Origin of the sequence: Peribacillus sp. FSL K6-1552 (assembly GCF_038005205.1) — a bacterium.
GTDB lineage: Bacteria > Bacillota > Bacilli > Bacillales > DSM-1321 > Peribacillus > Peribacillus butanolivorans.
In genome coordinates this window covers 267,187-283,646 of record NZ_JBBOST010000001.1, presented here as the reverse complement: position 1 = coordinate 283,646, position 16,460 = coordinate 267,187, and the positions used below count along the sequence as shown (strand labels likewise).

6 protein-coding genes, 4 rRNA genes, 1 pseudogene and 1 riboswitch are annotated in these 16,460 nt (G+C 40.7%); of the genes and pseudogenes, 1 reads left to right on the top strand and 10 read right to left on the bottom strand.

The window, feature by feature from the left end; genetic code table 11:
- Positions 1-111: 111 nt before the first annotated feature.
- Positions 112-258: riboswitch (cyclic di-AMP (ydaO/yuaA leader) on the bottom strand.
- Between the two features lie 209 nt (positions 259-467).
- The 3 genes from NST21_RS01420 to NST21_RS01410 form a co-directional block, all read right to left on the bottom strand.
- Positions 468-1,727, bottom strand: a complete 1,260-nt coding sequence (locus NST21_RS01420) for an efflux RND transporter periplasmic adaptor subunit (RefSeq protein ID WP_340887377.1) — start codon at positions 1,725-1,727, stop codon at positions 468-470.
- 14 nt (positions 1,728-1,741) lie between these two features.
- Entirely contained in the window at positions 1,742-2,404 is a 663-nt protein-coding gene (locus NST21_RS01415; protein WP_340887376.1) for a hypothetical protein, read from the bottom strand.
- Positions 2,405-3,079: 675 nt separating this feature from the next.
- Positions 3,080-3,958, bottom strand: coding sequence for a TetR/AcrR family transcriptional regulator (locus tag NST21_RS01410; protein ID WP_340887374.1), 879 nt, complete (start codon positions 3,956-3,958; stop codon positions 3,080-3,082).
- A gap of 191 nt (positions 3,959-4,149) precedes the next feature.
- Between NST21_RS01410 and NST21_RS01405 the strand changes: the two genes are divergently transcribed.
- Positions 4,150-7,281, top strand: a complete 3,132-nt coding sequence (locus NST21_RS01405; RefSeq protein ID WP_340887373.1) for an efflux RND transporter permease subunit — start codon at positions 4,150-4,152, stop codon at positions 7,279-7,281.
- A 404-nt stretch (positions 7,282-7,685) separates the two neighbouring features.
- Here the strand turns inward: NST21_RS01405 and NST21_RS01400 are convergent, their stop codons facing one another.
- From NST21_RS01400 to rrf (NST21_RS01370), 7 genes and pseudogenes are all read right to left on the bottom strand, one after another.
- Complete coding sequence (locus tag NST21_RS01400) at positions 7,686-8,525, bottom strand: tyrosine-type recombinase/integrase (RefSeq protein ID WP_340887371.1); 840 nt, start codon at positions 8,523-8,525, stop codon at positions 7,686-7,688.
- 331 nt (positions 8,526-8,856) lie between these two features.
- A 5S ribosomal RNA gene (gene rrf, locus NST21_RS01395) occupies positions 8,857-8,972 on the bottom strand.
- A gap of 61 nt (positions 8,973-9,033) precedes the next feature.
- Positions 9,034-11,966: ribosomal RNA gene (locus tag NST21_RS01390) — 23S ribosomal RNA — on the bottom strand.
- 175 nt (positions 11,967-12,141) lie between these two features.
- A 16S ribosomal RNA gene (locus NST21_RS01385) occupies positions 12,142-13,693 on the bottom strand.
- The 16S, 23S and 5S rRNA genes sit together here, the layout of an rRNA operon.
- 555 nt (positions 13,694-14,248) lie before the next feature.
- Positions 14,249-14,818: pseudogene (locus NST21_RS01380) on the bottom strand (transposase); the annotation flags it as partial.
- 262 nt (positions 14,819-15,080) lie between these two features.
- Positions 15,081-15,296, bottom strand: a complete 216-nt coding sequence (locus tag NST21_RS01375) for a DUF3951 domain-containing protein (RefSeq protein WP_328116960.1) — start codon at positions 15,294-15,296, stop codon at positions 15,081-15,083.
- Positions 15,297-16,305: 1,009 nt separating this feature from the next.
- A 5S ribosomal RNA gene (gene rrf / locus NST21_RS01370) occupies positions 16,306-16,421 on the bottom strand.
- Positions 16,422-16,460 lie beyond the last annotated feature (39 nt).

Here is a 16,460-nt window from a genome sequence, read left to right as displayed (position 1 = left end):
CAAGATACTAATAGAAAGAAAGTAATTTTTCTTTTATTGAAAAACTCTATCTTTACGCCGAAAAAAAAGACACTTCATGTGTCGATTTCCTATAGGCGTGAATATTCACACATGTTCCCTTAAAGACGCTGACGAGGTTAGCTGTCGGGTTAGGAATTGGAAACACAAAAGCCCTTTCATTTCTGAATTCACCCCTAGCGAAAAAAATCCGCAAAAATGGGTCCCCCGTTCTTGTAAAAGATTAAGCGAATACTTAATAATAAAATATTATACTAAAAATGTTATTCTGTAAATATTTTTTCTTGTCCCTTTAAGAAAAAACCTTTGCAAATGTCTGAATATTCTGTATTAGTGACCATTTTACCTATAATAACACATTCTCTATTTTGCTTAATTTTGTTATATGGATATATAAATAACAATAAAACTGATTGATATGTCCCCTCTCTTGAATAATGAAAAATGGATTATTTTTCTAACATTCCCAGTAATATATACCTCACTTTTTCCCGAGTGGTGAATTTTTTATAACTAGCAGATTTCACCTTCTCAAACTGAATTGGAGTAACAAAATAAGAATGATTTTTCACAATCCTATTCGGTTCTATTAGGATGACATCACCTACCGCCGGTCCCTTTATGAGTTCTTGCTTTCCTTCTGCTTTAAGCCCTTTTATAATATAGTGTTTATCCACATAGCCTTTTTTAGTCAATTTGTAGACATGCGGCTGTTTTTTATGATGTACTGCCTCTACAGGGATAGAGGGTACACCCGCTTTCTCATTGGTTATTACAGTAAGATTGACTTTTGACCCTACCAACAAAGGTTTAGTTACTTCATCTCCCGGTTCAATCATTGCCTGAAATGGAAATCTGTTATCTTTTTTTAGTGATGGCTCCTCCGCTGGATAAGAATGTATACGACCTATTGTTCCGTTCAACGCCTTTTTTAAATCAGGGGAACTTGCCTTTATAGTCATGCCCACTTCAGCTTTTTTCATCTCCTCTTCGGAGAAATCCCCTTCAATTGCCACATTTGTTGAAACAATGGATATAATGGGATTATTCAGGTTTTTATTGATATTTTTCACAACACCATCAGCCTCACTCGCCGTCTCAACCGCGCCTTTTTGCTCCTCAATTGAACTTAATTGAGCATCCAGCATAACAACCTTTTCTTCCAAGCGGTTTATTTCAAGTTCCAGCTTGTACATTTCTTGCTCAATATTACTTTCAATCAAGTCTGAAGAGGTAGTTGTTATATCAATATTTAAGCTCTTTTCTATCGAATTATCGATTACTGCTTTATTAGAATTACTTGTCAAACTTCCTTGATAAGCTTTCAACTTATCAATGTAATCATTAATCCCCACAATTTCACCCTCAGCGGCAGTTTTTTCCGCTTCTAGATTTCCTTTGAGAGCATCCAGTTCGGGTGTAGTATATTCAAACAACGAAGATCCAGCCGTTACCTCATCTCCCTCTTTTACAAGGAATTTCTGAAAATCATTTTTCTTGGTATCGAAATAGATATCATACTCTTCTACAGGTTTAATTACCCCTTTTGTTTGAAAAGTATCCGTAATTGTATCTTTTTTTACCTTTGTCCAGTTTTCAGCAAAAACAGTTCGTTCCACTTTGCTTTCTTTTTTCTCGATCAGGTAAAAATTAACGGTTATTAATGCAGCAGATGCCACTGATACGGCTGCAATTTTCCATTTTTTCATTGTTTTCACCCACCTTATACAAATACGCCCACTTGGATGTACGCTAAAAAGGCTTTAACAAACCACGTGGCCAGATAGAATAGAACAATCATTAAAAGCACCAAATAATTATTCCGTTCTGAAAATTCCTTTAAATAGAAATATTGCAGAGCAATAATCAGAAATTGAAAAATGGTGATTTCACTGAAAAAGTGAATAAAGTAATCACTTCTGAGAAAGTACTGACTGATAACTCCCAATGAAAAAGGATTTGCATCGTTTCCGATATCCATTAATACTAATATAGGGATTAGAAACACCTTTTCTAATAATTGCAAACCAAAAATAATCATTTGAACGATTACTAATTTTATGTATGGGATATCTATAACAATCCAAAAGAATAGAGATGATAAAAATAAGTATATGGTAGGGTAAAATAGACCCGCTATTATATTGCCGCCTACTATCAACAACTTTCCCACTTCAAATTCACTAGCATCCATCTTCGCAATTTCTTTGGAAAACGATTCCGATCCAACGCCAAAATATCCTTCCACAGCAAAAACTATGAAACTAAGAAAATATAATAATAGTAATTTCCATCCAAGTCGTGTGACTGCTTCTGCATTTTGCAGCTGATAACGACTCCTACGAGGCTCTAAAATGCCCTTTAACAATCTGACCTGGTACACCATATGTGTTCCTCCTGCAATAAATGAAATATCACTCTATATTTTATCTTATTTTGGAAACAATTGCAGAAATAAGGAATGAATAAAACAAAAAAAACACATTAATATTAAATAATACTTTCTCTCCCTAATTTGGAGTTAATATAGAAAGATGATGCTTAATGACGTTGATTCGCATTGGCGATTTGCTATAATTCCCTCCATACTTATCTACCTCAAACGGCACCTTTGTTTCAATATTCAGATGCTCCGCCTTCACATTCTTCAACCCTGACTGAGTTAGGATTTTCAGATTAGGAAAGCTTGAATTTGCGACGATGGCACGTTAAAAAACCCAGCGCCTGGACTGACCATGGGGAAATGCATTAAACTCGGGCCTATAAAACTCTTCTGGACCAAAACCATCATAGTCTTCCCTACATCAATCGACGAAACTTGCTATTTAATTAAGCTTCTAGACTTCTTTCAAACTTATCATTTCCATAATTTTTATTATAAATTAACATTCCCTTTTTCCTTTTCTGACCTCAATCTCATATAAAAAGTTACCTTCTTCCTACTCTTTCCTAATAATCAATTTTGAAATTTAATCATAATCATGAGAAGAAATTTATATAGGAGGTATTTAGAAAAAGGTTTAAATAAAAGAAGAGGCAGTATGCCTCTTCAGAAAAATCTTTAATTTTTTGTCAAATAATCTTTCATTAAAATGATAAGCTTAGAACACATGGTATTTCGTTTTTCGTTTTTTTCTAAAAATAATAAAAGTCCTTCTAATATTATGCCATTTGGTCTAACTTTAGAGAATTCCTCTTGAATTGCTTTTAACGCTTCAACATTTTTACTTGTCTCTAACCCCTCTTCTTTATGTTTTCCTACTTCCAATACCTGGCGAATGATTGAATTAATTTCCTCTTTAGGGCTCACTTTTTGTATGGAACATTCAATTAAAGGGAATTCTTTCAATAAAGGATCGTCCGTTTTATGTAGACCTTTTATAATGGAATCCATCCGATTTAAAATGAAGATAGGCAGCCTCTCCACTTCAAATGAATGTCTGTTTCTGAATAAAATTCCGATATAACCTTTGAAAAGTGCGTCTAACATAATAGTACAATCTGGCAGGAAGTTTGTCGGTATTTCTGGATACAATTCTACTATTTTACGTTTGAACCAAACTAAGCCCTCTTCATGGATATAGTGTAAAAACCTATCTAGCTCTTTACTGATATGAACCATTTGTTCCTGCATCATCATTCGAATTAAGTTGGTATTTCCTGTCACATGCTCTATTTGTACAATGATTTGCATCAAAAATTTCTCTTTACTGGATAAAGAATCATCTAACTCAATATCAAGCAACGAGTCCGTTAATGCACCATAATAATATTTGAAAATTGAAACAAGCAACTCTTCCTTCGATTTAAAATAATTATAAAAGGATCCCTTGGCTATCCCACACTTTTCAGTAATTTCCTGAACGGAAGTAGCATGATAACCTTTCTCTGCGAAAATCTCTACGGACTTATCTATAATTATTTTATGCTTTTCATTCATCAAATTCATCCTATCTCTTAAATATTGTCCCCTAGATGACCAGTGAGTCATTTCTTCCACATTGTATCTCAAAACCCTTGAAATCACAACGTTACACCAACTGAATATTATTTATTGCATTCATAATCTATATACTATATATTTGAGTTTATGACCGACTAGTCACAATATAAAGTATGGAGGGTAAAAGTTTGAATTCAATCATTAAATTTTCTTTGAAAAACAAACTGGCAATCTGGTTGCTGACAATTATCATCGTTGCAGCAGGTCTATATTCCGGTTTAAACATGAAGCAAGAGACCATTCCAAACATCTCTACTCCTTTAATAAGCATTTCCACGGTATACCCTGGTGCTGCACCTGAAGAAGTAGCCAATAAACTTACAGATCAAATTGAACAAAAAGTCACAAACTTATCAGGAGTTGAATTAGTTAGTTCTTCTTCTATGGCTAATGTTTCTTCAATCCAATTACAATATGACTATGATACGGATATGGACGATGCAGTAAAAGAAGTGAAAGAAGCATTAGAAAAATTAGAACTACCTGAGGGGGTTGATAGCCCCAGCGTATCTAAACTAGAGTTAAACGCTTTTCCTGTTGTAGCACTCAGTATAACAGATAAAGATTCGGATTTACCTGCCCTAACAAAAAATGTCGAAGAGGTGTTAGTCCCTAAACTTGAAGGAATTGACGGAGTGACTTCCGTAACAATTTCAGGACAACAGGTAAATGAGGGTAGCCTTGAATTCAATCAAGAAAAGATGGCTCAATACGGGCTAGATGAAGAGACCGTAAAAAAAGTCATCCAAGCTGCTAATGTAACAATGCCACTTGGTCTATATAACTTTGATGATAAAGAAAAAACAATTGTTGTTGATGGAAACATCTCCACTTTAAAAGACTTAAAAAACATAAAAATACCTTTAACAGGCGGTTCTAACACAAAGACACCAACTCAAACAGCGCCGGGAACCAATCAAGTATCACCTGAACAAGCACCTGGTGCAACAGTTCCTCAACTACAAAGTGTCAAATTATCAGACATTGCTGATGTGAAAATCACCGGTAAGGCTGAGACTATATCAAGAACAAACGGTAGTGAATCAATCGGGATTCAAGTAACCCGATCGCCGGATGCCGATACAGTTGCAATCGTAGACGAAGTACAAGAAGAAGTCTCGAATTTCAAAGAAGAATTTATAGGCGTAAGCGCACATACTACGCTAGATCAAGCCAAACCAATTAAAGATTCTGTTGAAACCATGATAAGTAAGGCAATTTTCGGCTGTCTGTTTGCAGTCATTGTTATCATGCTTTTCCTAAGGAACTTAAAAACGACTCTAATTTCTGTCATTTCGATTCCACTATCATTGTTAGCAGCCCTGTTGGTGCTCAAACAATTGGACATCTCATTAAATGTTATGACACTAGGAGCTATGACAGTTGCCATTGGCCGAGTCGTCGATGACTCCATCGTCGTAATTGAAAATATCTACAGAAGAATGGCTTTAAAAGGCGAACAATTAAAAGGCGGCGAATTAATTCGCTCAGCCACAAAGGAAATGTTCATCCCTATCCTGTCATCGACAATCGTAACCGTTGCTGTATACTTGCCGTTAGCAAGCGTTACAGGACCTGTTGGCGAACTATTCATGCCATTCGCTTTAACGATGGTTTTTGCATTAGTCGCATCATTAATAATTGCCATCACTCTTGTACCGGCCATGGCAGACTCATTATTTAAAAACGGCCTTTCCGAAAAAGAATTGAAATCACATGAAGAAAAGCCAAGCAAGCTATCTGGATTCTACCGTAAAGCACTGAATTGGTCATTAAGCCATAAGTTGATCACATTCGGTACAGCAATAGTATTATTAGTCGGTAGCTTATTCCTCATTCCAAGCATCGGTGTCAGCTTCATGCCTGCGGATGAAGAGAAGCAGATCATCGTCACTTATACCCCAGCACCTGGCGAATTAAAAGAGGACATTGAAAAGGAAACGGAAAAAGTAGAAAAGTACCTAATGGATAAAGATGATGTGAAGACAGTCCAATACACACTAGGTGAAAACATGATGAGTGGCATGATGGGCGGCTCTAGTAACTCAGCCCTCTTCTATGTACTTTATGATGAAGACACCGAAAACTTCGGGGAAAAGAAAGAAAAGATCATAAAACATTTAACCAATCTTGACTCTCCTGGAACGTGGAAGCAACAAGAATTCACTTCCACATCAAGCAACGAAACGACCCTTTATGTCTATGGAAATACACAAAAAGACATTGAACCGGTAATCGATGATATTCAAAACATCATGAAGAAAAATAAAGAATTGAAAGATGTCGATACAAGTCTTTCCGATGCATATGAGCAATACACACTCGTGACAGACCAGAAGAAACTTAGTGAACTTGGATTAACAGCCGCCCAAGTTGGCATGTCCATTGCAAATTCAAACAAAGATGATGTTCTAACTACAATTAAGAAAGATGGAGAAGAAGTCAAAGTATATGTAGAGACAGAAGAAAAGACATTCGAAGATAAAAAAGATCTCGAGAATACGACAATTACTTCTCCAATGGGAATGGAAATTCCTTTAAAAGAGCTTGTTAAAATCGAGGAAGGCAAGGCATCCGATACTATAAGCCGTCGCGATGGAAAAATTTACGCGGACGTTTCTGCAACAATCAAATCGGATGATGTTGCAGCAGTAACATCAGAGGTACAAAAGGAAGTTGAAAAATTAGACCTTCCAGCAAGTGTCACTGTAGACTATGGTGGAGTAACCGAAGATATCCAAGAATCATTCACTCAACTTGGAATCGCTATGTTGGCAGCCATCGCTATCGTTTACTTTGTCCTTGTCGTTACTTTCCATGGCGGGTTAGCGCCAATCGCCATTCTATTCTCCTTACCATTCACGGTAATCGGAGCTTTAGTAGGCTTATTCATTGCCGGTGAGACCATCAGCGTTTCGGCCATGATGGGTGTGCTCATGCTTATCGGTATCGTTGTAACCAACGCCATCGTATTAGTGGACCGGGTAATCAAAAATGAAGAATCCGGCTTATCTACACGTGAAGCATTACTCGAGGCGGGATCTACCCGTCTACGTCCAATCTTGATGACTGCCCTTGCTACGATCGGTGCTTTAATACCATTGGCCATAGGAGCAGAAGGCAGTGGCTTGATCTCACAAGGTTTGGGAATTACCGTTATCGGCGGACTAGTGAGTTCTACATTGCTGACACTTGTCATCGTACCGGTAGTATATGAAGTAATAATGAAAATTGGTAAAAAGAAAAAAACAGCTAAGTAAGCAAGCAAGAGGGTATCTCATACTGGGATACCCTCTTTAGTTTGATAATTTGAACCCACATCGTTATCCAATACATCATAATTCTTATCGATGTTATTAATGTGGTGGCTTCTAAACCTAAAAAAATGTTTTATTGACTTAACCCTCACCTTCCTTGAGAGATAAAACAGTTAAAAGTTTATTCTTACAAGTTTTCGGTTTCTGCTTCACTAAGAGACTCCATATTGTGCATCATTAATTGTTTCAGGGTGCTACATCAATCAGACTCCGTATTCCTTTTCATCCAACCCTGCCGACAGAAACTAGACAACTGACTCCCTATCCCCTGACAATCCATAGTCTCAAATACCAATTTTTATAACAAAAAAAGGAAGGGTTACCCCTTCCTTTTTAATTTATATAGATTAATGCTTGGTAAAAGTCTGATCTATCGCATTTTCAAGATTCAGTGATTTATCTTTCAAATAACGCTTCGTGACGTTCAAATCTTTATGACCAGCTAACTTGGAAATGGTTTGTACATCTATCCCGTTATCCACTAATCTTTGACAAAATGTATGACGTAATTTATGTGGGTGTACATTGTACTTTTTCAAAATATATTGTACCGATCTCGGAGTGATTCTTTGATTGTAACTTGAAATAAACAACGGATCTGCTTTTTCTTTTAATGAATAAAGATAATTTTTAACATGTTGTATAGCCGATACTGTAAGTGGGACTTCCCTATCAATTTCACCCTTCGCGTTCCGGACAAGGATATAATTTCGATCTGTATCCATGATGACATCTCTACTATTTAAGTCGCATAATTCAGAGACACGAATTCCAGTATGTAATAATAGGTAGACGATGGCAATATTCCTCAGATTTCCCTCTGCCTCTATATCCCTTAAAAGTGCCTCCTGCTCTTTGATACTTAAGGTTTCTGGCACCTCATGCTTGTGCTCCTTTACCTTACGCTCAACAGAAAGCATTATCTGTGGCTTTTCTAAAAATTTAAAGAAGACATTTAGAGCAATATAATGCTTTTCAATTGTCCCTGGACTTTTCTTGCAATTTTCTAAATAATCGAGATAATCTTGAATATCCTCAGAGTGAATCTCCATTAATATCTTCTGTGTCTGCTCACAAAACTGTGAAAGAACACCAGTATACGTTTTGATCGTATTATCTGATTTGCCTTGGTCTCTCAACCATCCAGCAAACGAAAAAATCATTTCATCTTTAGCAGAGGTATCCATCGGCTATTCCCCCAATGACAGTTTCAGAACTAAGTTAAGTTTAACATATATCCCTTTAGAAACGAAGAATTCTGTCCATTTGTCTTTACACAGGTATGATTATACAGAGATAAGAAAAATATCCCTCACGAACAATAAAAAGTAAATTTAATGTATCATTGGATATAGTATGTCTATATCCTACACACTTCCCTATGCTACATCCAATTTTTCTCTACAGTTATCATTCTCTACCTTTTATGTTAACACAATGGTGTTTAGACCTTTATTATACCAATATAAATATAATACAAAAAAAGACCAGCCAAGGATGGCTGATCTTTTCAAAATGGCTTGGCGGCGTCCTACTCTCACAGGGGGAAACCCCCAACTACCATCGGCGCTGAAGAGCTTAACTGCCGTGTTCGGAATGGGAACGGGTGTGACCTCTTCGCTATCGTCACCAAACAATAAAGGAACGTTGTTCCTTCAAAACTAGATAATAAGAAGGTATTTCATTTTTTAAAGCGTGGTTAAGTCCTCGATCTATTAGTATCAGTCAGCTCCACATGTCGCCACGCTTCCACCTCTGACCTATCAACCTGATCATCTTTCAGGGATCTTACTAGCTTGCGCTATGGGAAATCTCATCTCGAGGGGGGCTTCATGCTTAGATGCTTTCAGCACTTATCCCGTCCGCACGTAGCTACCCAGCTATGCCTTTGGCAAGACAACTGGTACACCAGCGGTGCGTCCATCCCGGTCCTCTCGTACTAAGGACAGCTCCTCTCAAATTTCCTGCGCCCGCGACGGATAGGGACCGAACTGTCTCACGACGTTCTGAACCCAGCTCGCGTACCGCTTTAATGGGCGAACAGCCCAACCCTTGGGACCGACTACAGCCCCAGGATGCGATGAGCCGACATCGAGGTGCCAAACCTCCCCGTCGATGTGGACTCTTGGGGGAGATAAGCCTGTTATCCCCGGGGTAGCTTTTATCCGTTGAGCGATGGCCCTTCCATGCGGAACCACCGGATCACTAAGCCCGACTTTCGTCCCTGCTCGACTTGTAGGTCTCGCAGTCAAGCTCCCTTGTGCCTTTACACTCTACGAATGATTTCCAACCATTCTGAGGGAACCTTTGGGCGCCTCCGTTACTCTTTAGGAGGCGACCGCCCCAGTCAAACTGCCCACCTGACACTGTCTCCCACCCCGATAAGGGGCGCGGGTTAGAATTTCAATACAGCCAGGGTAGTATCCCACCAACGCCTCCACCGAAGCTAGCGCTCCGGCTTCTCAGGCTCCTACCTATCCTGTACAAGCTGTACCAAAATTCAATATCAGGCTGCAGTAAAGCTCCACGGGGTCTTTCCGTCCTGTCGCGGGTAACCTGCATCTTCACAGGTACTATAATTTCACCGAGTCTCTCGTTGAGACAGTGCCCAGATCGTTACACCTTTCGTGCGGGTCGGAACTTACCCGACAAGGAATTTCGCTACCTTAGGACCGTTATAGTTACGGCCGCCGTTTACTGGGGCTTCGGTTCAAAGCTTCGCTTGCGCTAACCTCTCCCCTTAACCTTCCAGCACCGGGCAGGTGTCAGCCCCTATACTTCGCCTTGCGGCTTCGCAGAGACCTGTGTTTTTGCTAAACAGTCGCCTGGGCCTATTCACTGCGGCTTTTCTGGGCTATTCACCCTAAAAAGCACCCCTTCTCCCGAAGTTACGGGGTCATTTTGCCGAGTTCCTTAACGAGAGTTCTCTCGCACACCTTAGGATTCTCTCCTCGCCTACCTGTGTCGGTTTGCGGTACGGGCACCTTACATCTCACTAGAGGCTTTTCTTGGCAGCGTGGAATCAGGAACTTCGGTACTATATTTCCCTCGCCATCACAGCTCCGCCTTAATGGAAACGGGATTTGCCTCGTTTCCGGCCTAACTGCTTGGACGCGCATATCCAACAGCGCGCTTACCCTATCCTTCTGCGTCCCCCCATCGTTCAAACGATGTATAGGTGGTACAGGAATATCAACCTGTTGTCCATCGCCTACGCCTTTCGGCCTCGGCTTAGGTCCCGACTAACCCTGAGCGGACGAGCCTTCCTCAGGAAACCTTAGGCATTCGGTGGAAGGGATTCTCACCCTTCTTTCGCTACTCATACCGGCATTCTCACTTCTAAGCGCTCCACCAGTCCTTCCGGTCTGACTTCAACGCCCTTAGAACGCTCTCCTACCATCGACACCATACGGTGTCAATCCACAGCTTCGGTGATACGTTTAGCCCCGGTACATTTTCGGCGCGGAGTCACTCGACCAGTGAGCTATTACGCACTCTTTAAATGATGGCTGCTTCTGAGCCAACATCCTGGTTGTCTAAGCAACTCCACATCCTTTTCCACTTAACGTATACTTTGGGACCTTAGCTGGTGGTCTGGGCTGTTTCCCTTTCGACTACGGATCTTATCACTCGCAGTCTGACTCCCAAGAATAAGTATTTGGCATTCGGAGTTTGACTGAATTCGGTAACCCGTTGGGGGCCCCTAGTCCAATCAGTGCTCTACCTCCAATACTCTCATCTTGAGGCTAGCCCTAAAGCTATTTCGGAGAGAACCAGCTATCTCCAGGTTCGATTGGAATTTCTCCGCTACCCACACCTCATCCCCGCACTTTTCAACGTGCGTGGGTTCGGGCCTCCATTCAGTGTTACCTGAACTTCACCCTGGACATGGGTAGATCACCTGGTTTCGGGTCTACGACCTCATACTCATTCGCCCTATTCAGACTCGCTTTCGCTGCGGCTCCGTCTTATCAACTTAACCTCGCATGAAATCGTAACTCGCCGGTTCATTCTACAAAAGGCACGCCATTACCCATTAACGGGCTTTGACTACTTGTAGGCACACGGTTTCAGGATCTATTTCACTCCCCTTCCGGGGTGCTTTTCACCTTTCCCTCACGGTACTGGTTCACTATCGGTCACTAGGTAGTATTTAGCCTTGGGAGATGGTCCTCCCTGCTTCCGACGGGATTTCTCGTGTCCCGCCGTACTCAGGATCCACTCAGGAGGGAACGAAGTTTCAACTACAGGGTTTTTACCTTCTTTGACGGACCTTTCCAGATCACTTCATTTACCCCGTTCCTTTGTAACTCCATGTTGAGTGTCCTACAACCCCAAGAGGCAAGCCTCTTGGTTTGGGCTAATTCCGTTTCGCTCGCCGCTACTCAGGAAATCGCATTTGCTTTCTCTTCCTCCGGGTACTTAGATGTTTCAGTTCCCCGGGTCTGCCTTCAGTACCCTATGTATTCAGGTAAAGATACTGTTCCATTACGAACAGTGGGTTTCCCCATTCGGAAATCTCCGGATCAAAGCTTACTTACAGCTCCCCGAAGCATATCGGTGTTAGTCCCGTCCTTCATCGGCTCCTAGTGCCAAGGCATCCACCGTGCGCCCTTTCTAACTTAACCGTTAAAAAAGATCTTACTGATGCTTTGAAAAAATTAATTGCCTTCTATCTATTATCTAGTTTTCAAGGAACAAAGAAGAAAGAATTCCATCACTACGTGATGAGATCTTTCGAATCTGAATGAATTACTCATTCAAAACTGAACAAAACAAAAGCGCTCTCGTATTTATCCTTAGAAAGGAGGTGATCCAGCCGCACCTTCCGATACGGCTACCTTGTTACGACTTCACCCCAATCATCTGTCCCACCTTAGGCGGCTGGCTCCATAAAGGTTACCTCACCGACTTCGGGTGTTACAAACTCTCGTGGTGTGACGGGCGGTGTGTACAAGGCCCGGGAACGTATTCACCGCGGCATGCTGATCCGCGATTACTAGCGATTCCGGCTTCATGTAGGCGAGTTGCAGCCTACAATCCGAACTGAGAATGGCTTTATGGGATTCGCTTACCTTCGCAGGTTTGCAGCCCTTTGTACCATCCATTGTAGCACGTGTGTAGCCCAGGTCATAAGGGGCATGATGATTTGACGTCATCCCCACCTTCCTCCGGTTTGTCACCGGCAGTCACCTTAGAGTGCCCAACTGAATGCTGGCAACTAAGATCAAGGGTTGCGCTCGTTGCGGGACTTAACCCAACATCTCACGACACGAGCTGACGACAACCATGCACCACCTGTCACTCTGTCCCCCGAAGGGGAACGCCCTATCTCTAGGGTTGTCAGAGGATGTCAAGACCTGGTAAGGTTCTTCGCGTTGCTTCGAATTAAACCACATGCTCCACCGCTTGTGCGGGCCCCCGTCAATTCCTTTGAGTTTCAGCCTTGCGGCCGTACTCCCCAGGCGGAGTGCTTAATGCGTTAGCTGCAGCACTAAAGGGCGGAAACCCTCTAACACTTAGCACTCATCGTTTACGGCGTGGACTACCAGGGTATCTAATCCTGTTTGCTCCCCACGCTTTCGCGCCTCAGTGTCAGTTACAGACCAGAAAGTCGCCTTCGCCACTGGTGTTCCTCCAAATCTCTACGCATTTCACCGCTACACTTGGAATTCCACTTTCCTCTTCTGCACTCAAGTTCCCCAGTTTCCAATGACCCTCCACGGTTGAGCCGTGGGCTTTCACATCAGACTTAAGGAACCACCTGCGCGCGCTTTACGCCCAATAATTCCGGACAACGCTTGCCACCTACGTATTACCGCGGCTGCTGGCACGTAGTTAGCCGTGGCTTTCTGGTTAGGTACCGTCAAGGTACCAGCAGTTACTCTGGTACTTGTTCTTCCCTAACAACAGAACTTTACGACCCGAAGGCCTTCTTCGTTCACGCGGCGTTGCTCCGTCAGACTTTCGTCCATTGCGGAAGATTCCCTACTGCTGCCTCCCGTAGGAGTCTGGGCCGTGTCTCAGTCCCAGTGTGGCCGATCACCCTCTCAGGTCGGCTACGCATCGTCGCCTTGGTGAGCCATTACCTCACCAACTAGCTAATGCGCCGCGGGCCCATCTATAAGTGACAGCTAGAGGCCGTCTTTCCATCTTCTCTCATGCGAGAAAAGAACGTATCCGGTATTAGCTCCGGTTTCCCGAAGTTATCCCAGTCTTATAGGCAGGTTGCCCACGTGTTACTCACCCGTCCGCCGCTAATCTCAGGGAGCAAGCTCCCATCGATTCGCTCGACTTGCATGTATTAGGCACGCCGCCAGCGTTCGTCCTGAGCCAGGATCAAACTCTCCGAAGAAATGTTTGACTTGCTCATTTTGCTTTTTGATAGTGTGTGCTCACTTAAAAAATTAACGTTGGCGCTTTGTTTTGTTCAGTTTTCAAAGAGCAATTTCATCGTTGTTCTTTCGAACAACTTGTTTATTCATCATAACACGCTATTGATTAGTTGTCAACTTCTGCGAAGTTTTTAACTTATTTTAAATCGCTGTGTTTTTCAGCGACCATTTCATCTTAACACTTTCATAATAAGAAGTCAATAGTTATTATTTCTTTTAGTAATCTACCAAAAGTGGATGATTTTTTTGTTTGTCGTACTTGGTGCTTATTTATATTAATCCTTTCCTACCTTAAAGTCAACACATTATATATAAAAATTTCTGTTTTATTTTAAGTTCTAGTAAGAATGCCCTTTATTAAGAAGAAACAATACCTATAATTCTTCTTGGTATGCAGCTTCATTGTAAAACCACTAGGATAGTGACTGCCTCTAAGATAGTTTGTCTTGAGAGATTGCCACTCTTATAAGATGCAACTTCGACCTTTAAGGGATTAATCAACTGAAAACCTTCTACCCCAGCACAAAACCGTTGCGGTCTGCAGCCGCATGAAATGAATAGGCAAACTGTTTTATTCGTTCATCTTTTACATAGTAGCCACTCTCAGGGTCAGTTGTACTTTCTTTAATTTCTTTGGTTTCTTCTTTATCAAATTTATCCGGTGGAAAAGGCTTAACTTTCTTTCTGAAGCTGTCATTAAGATACGATAAAAAATCTGTTCAAACAGGTCTGTATTCTTTAAAGCGACGCTCATAATTTTTCCCGAACGTTGAGAAGTGAGGTACTTTATCATGGAAACCGTAACCTAAAAACCAACTGTAAGCCATATTCGTTTCAACTTCTTCAATCGTTTTACGCATCGAACGAATACCGAAGGTATATTGAATGAATGTCAATTTAACTAAAATAACTGGATCAATACCTGGGCGCCCTATCTCTGAATACATCTCTTTCACCAAGTCATAAATGAAAGTGCAGTCAATGGCCCCCTCAATTTTACGAACCAAATGGTTCGCTGGCACCAGTTGATCCAAAGTAATCATTTCAAGTTGATCTCGCTGAATAGAATTATGTTTCGAAAGCATCGTCATCACCTCAAGTTTTAATACTCCTATATTAAAACAAAAAAAACTGTAGGCAAAAGTGTTTATATCTAATTGTTAAAACAAAGTTGATTGGAACGGAAGGTGCGAGACTCCTGCGGGAAAAGCGTGTCCAAGGGAGACCCCACAGGCGCAAAGGCGCCGAGGAGGCTCCCTGACCGCCCGCGGAAAGCGAGTGCCTGGAGTGAAAATCAACGTTCGAATTTTTACAACCCCTCAAAAAAAGCGATAAAGACAAGACCGTTTATACGGTCTTGTCTTTATCGCTTTTTTCTTCATATTTGATATTGTGTTTTGTATCTTGTGCAGGGTGATTTCTTTTAACATCATCTTTTTTTCCCATAACCATGTCATCATAAGGTGTATACATGTTAGAAGGCGTTTTCTTTTTGAAAATCATTCTGTAACCAATCAGTCCTATAATGCCAACCACAATTATAGTAAATACATACGCCACCATACATACCCCTCCAAAAAAAGTTACTATATAAATTGAACTTATCAATGCAGCAAATATTCATTACCATATTATAACATATAACTTGTGAGTCAAGATTACTCTGGTATCCCTTCAATATCTCTTTTCTTGCGTACTATTTCTTACTTGATTGCGTGAAATTATTGTTTTTTAAGGATGGTGTTTATCTCTAGATTTTAAAAAAAGATGCACAGCTGACTTATCCATTGAAGAAAAACAAATTCTTATTCTATAAAATCAAATGAAGTAAATAATCATAAAAGTTACAAAAGGCAATAAAAGTAAGGCGATATTGGAAAAGTGGAGTGAAGCATACTTAGAGAAGGAAATCACATCAATTTTAAGTGAATCACAATTTTATTATCAACAAATGCCACAAGACAATAACCGTTTTATTCATATGGTTAGTAAACTACTACCATTTTCTTTTCTATTAAGTAGACATCTACCGGTATAGGGAAACGATAGACTTATAACCAATAAGAGATTAATGGGATCTTATTTTAGAACAAAAAATGGCGAATACCCATAAGAGCACCGCCGTATAAAGTAATATAAAGAAAATGGCATCAAAAATACACCTCTAAATATGGATATTTTTTTAAAGGTTTAAGCCAGATTTGCGCTTTTTTGTGAGTACGGTACTTTTCCCAAATCGTTGGTAGTGGTGCTTCCACTTGATGGTAAAACGTTTCAATATCCACCAATATATAAGTTACTATCATCTAAGAATTGAATCACATATTCTTGAAGCTTTACATTAATAAAGACTCCAACAGATTTTATCTTGTTTCCTTTACGCATTAGTCTTCCAGTTGCTCTAACTTTTGACGTTTCTTCATTATATGCTTCCTTTTCAATAATGCGGAACCTGGCTTAATATGTAATCCTTACTTACGACCCAAAATTGCGTTATAATTTTTGTTCTGCACTTTTCAAATTATATAAACACAAAAAAGACCAGCCAAGGATGGCTGATCTTTTCAAAATGGCTTGGCGGCGTCCTACTCTCACAGGGGGAAACCCCCAACTACCATCGGCGCTGAAGAGCTTAACTGCCGTGTTCGGAATGGGAACGGGTGTGACCTCTTCGCTATCGCCACCAAACAATAAAGGAACGTTGTTCCTTCAAAACTAGATAATAAG

What these genes read in the sequence shown, in the direction of transcription:
- NST21_RS01415 (WP_340887376.1), bottom strand. Translation starts at nt 2,404, where the DNA reads ATGGTGTACCAGGTCAGATTGTTAAAGGGCATTTTAGAGCCTCGTAGG.
- NST21_RS01400 (WP_340887371.1), bottom strand. Translation starts at nt 8,525, where the DNA reads ATGGATACCTCTGCTAAAGATGAAATGATTTTTTCGTTTGCTGGATGG.
- NST21_RS01410 (WP_340887374.1), bottom strand. Translation starts at nt 3,958, where the DNA reads ATGAATGAAAAGCATAAAATAATTATAGATAAGTCCGTAGAGATTTTC.
- NST21_RS01375 (WP_328116960.1), bottom strand. Translation starts at nt 15,296, where the DNA reads ATGGTGGCGTATGTATTTACTATAATTGTGGTTGGCATTATAGGACTG.
- NST21_RS01420 (WP_340887377.1), bottom strand. Translation starts at nt 1,727, where the DNA reads ATGAAAAAATGGAAAATTGCAGCCGTATCAGTGGCATCTGCTGCATTA.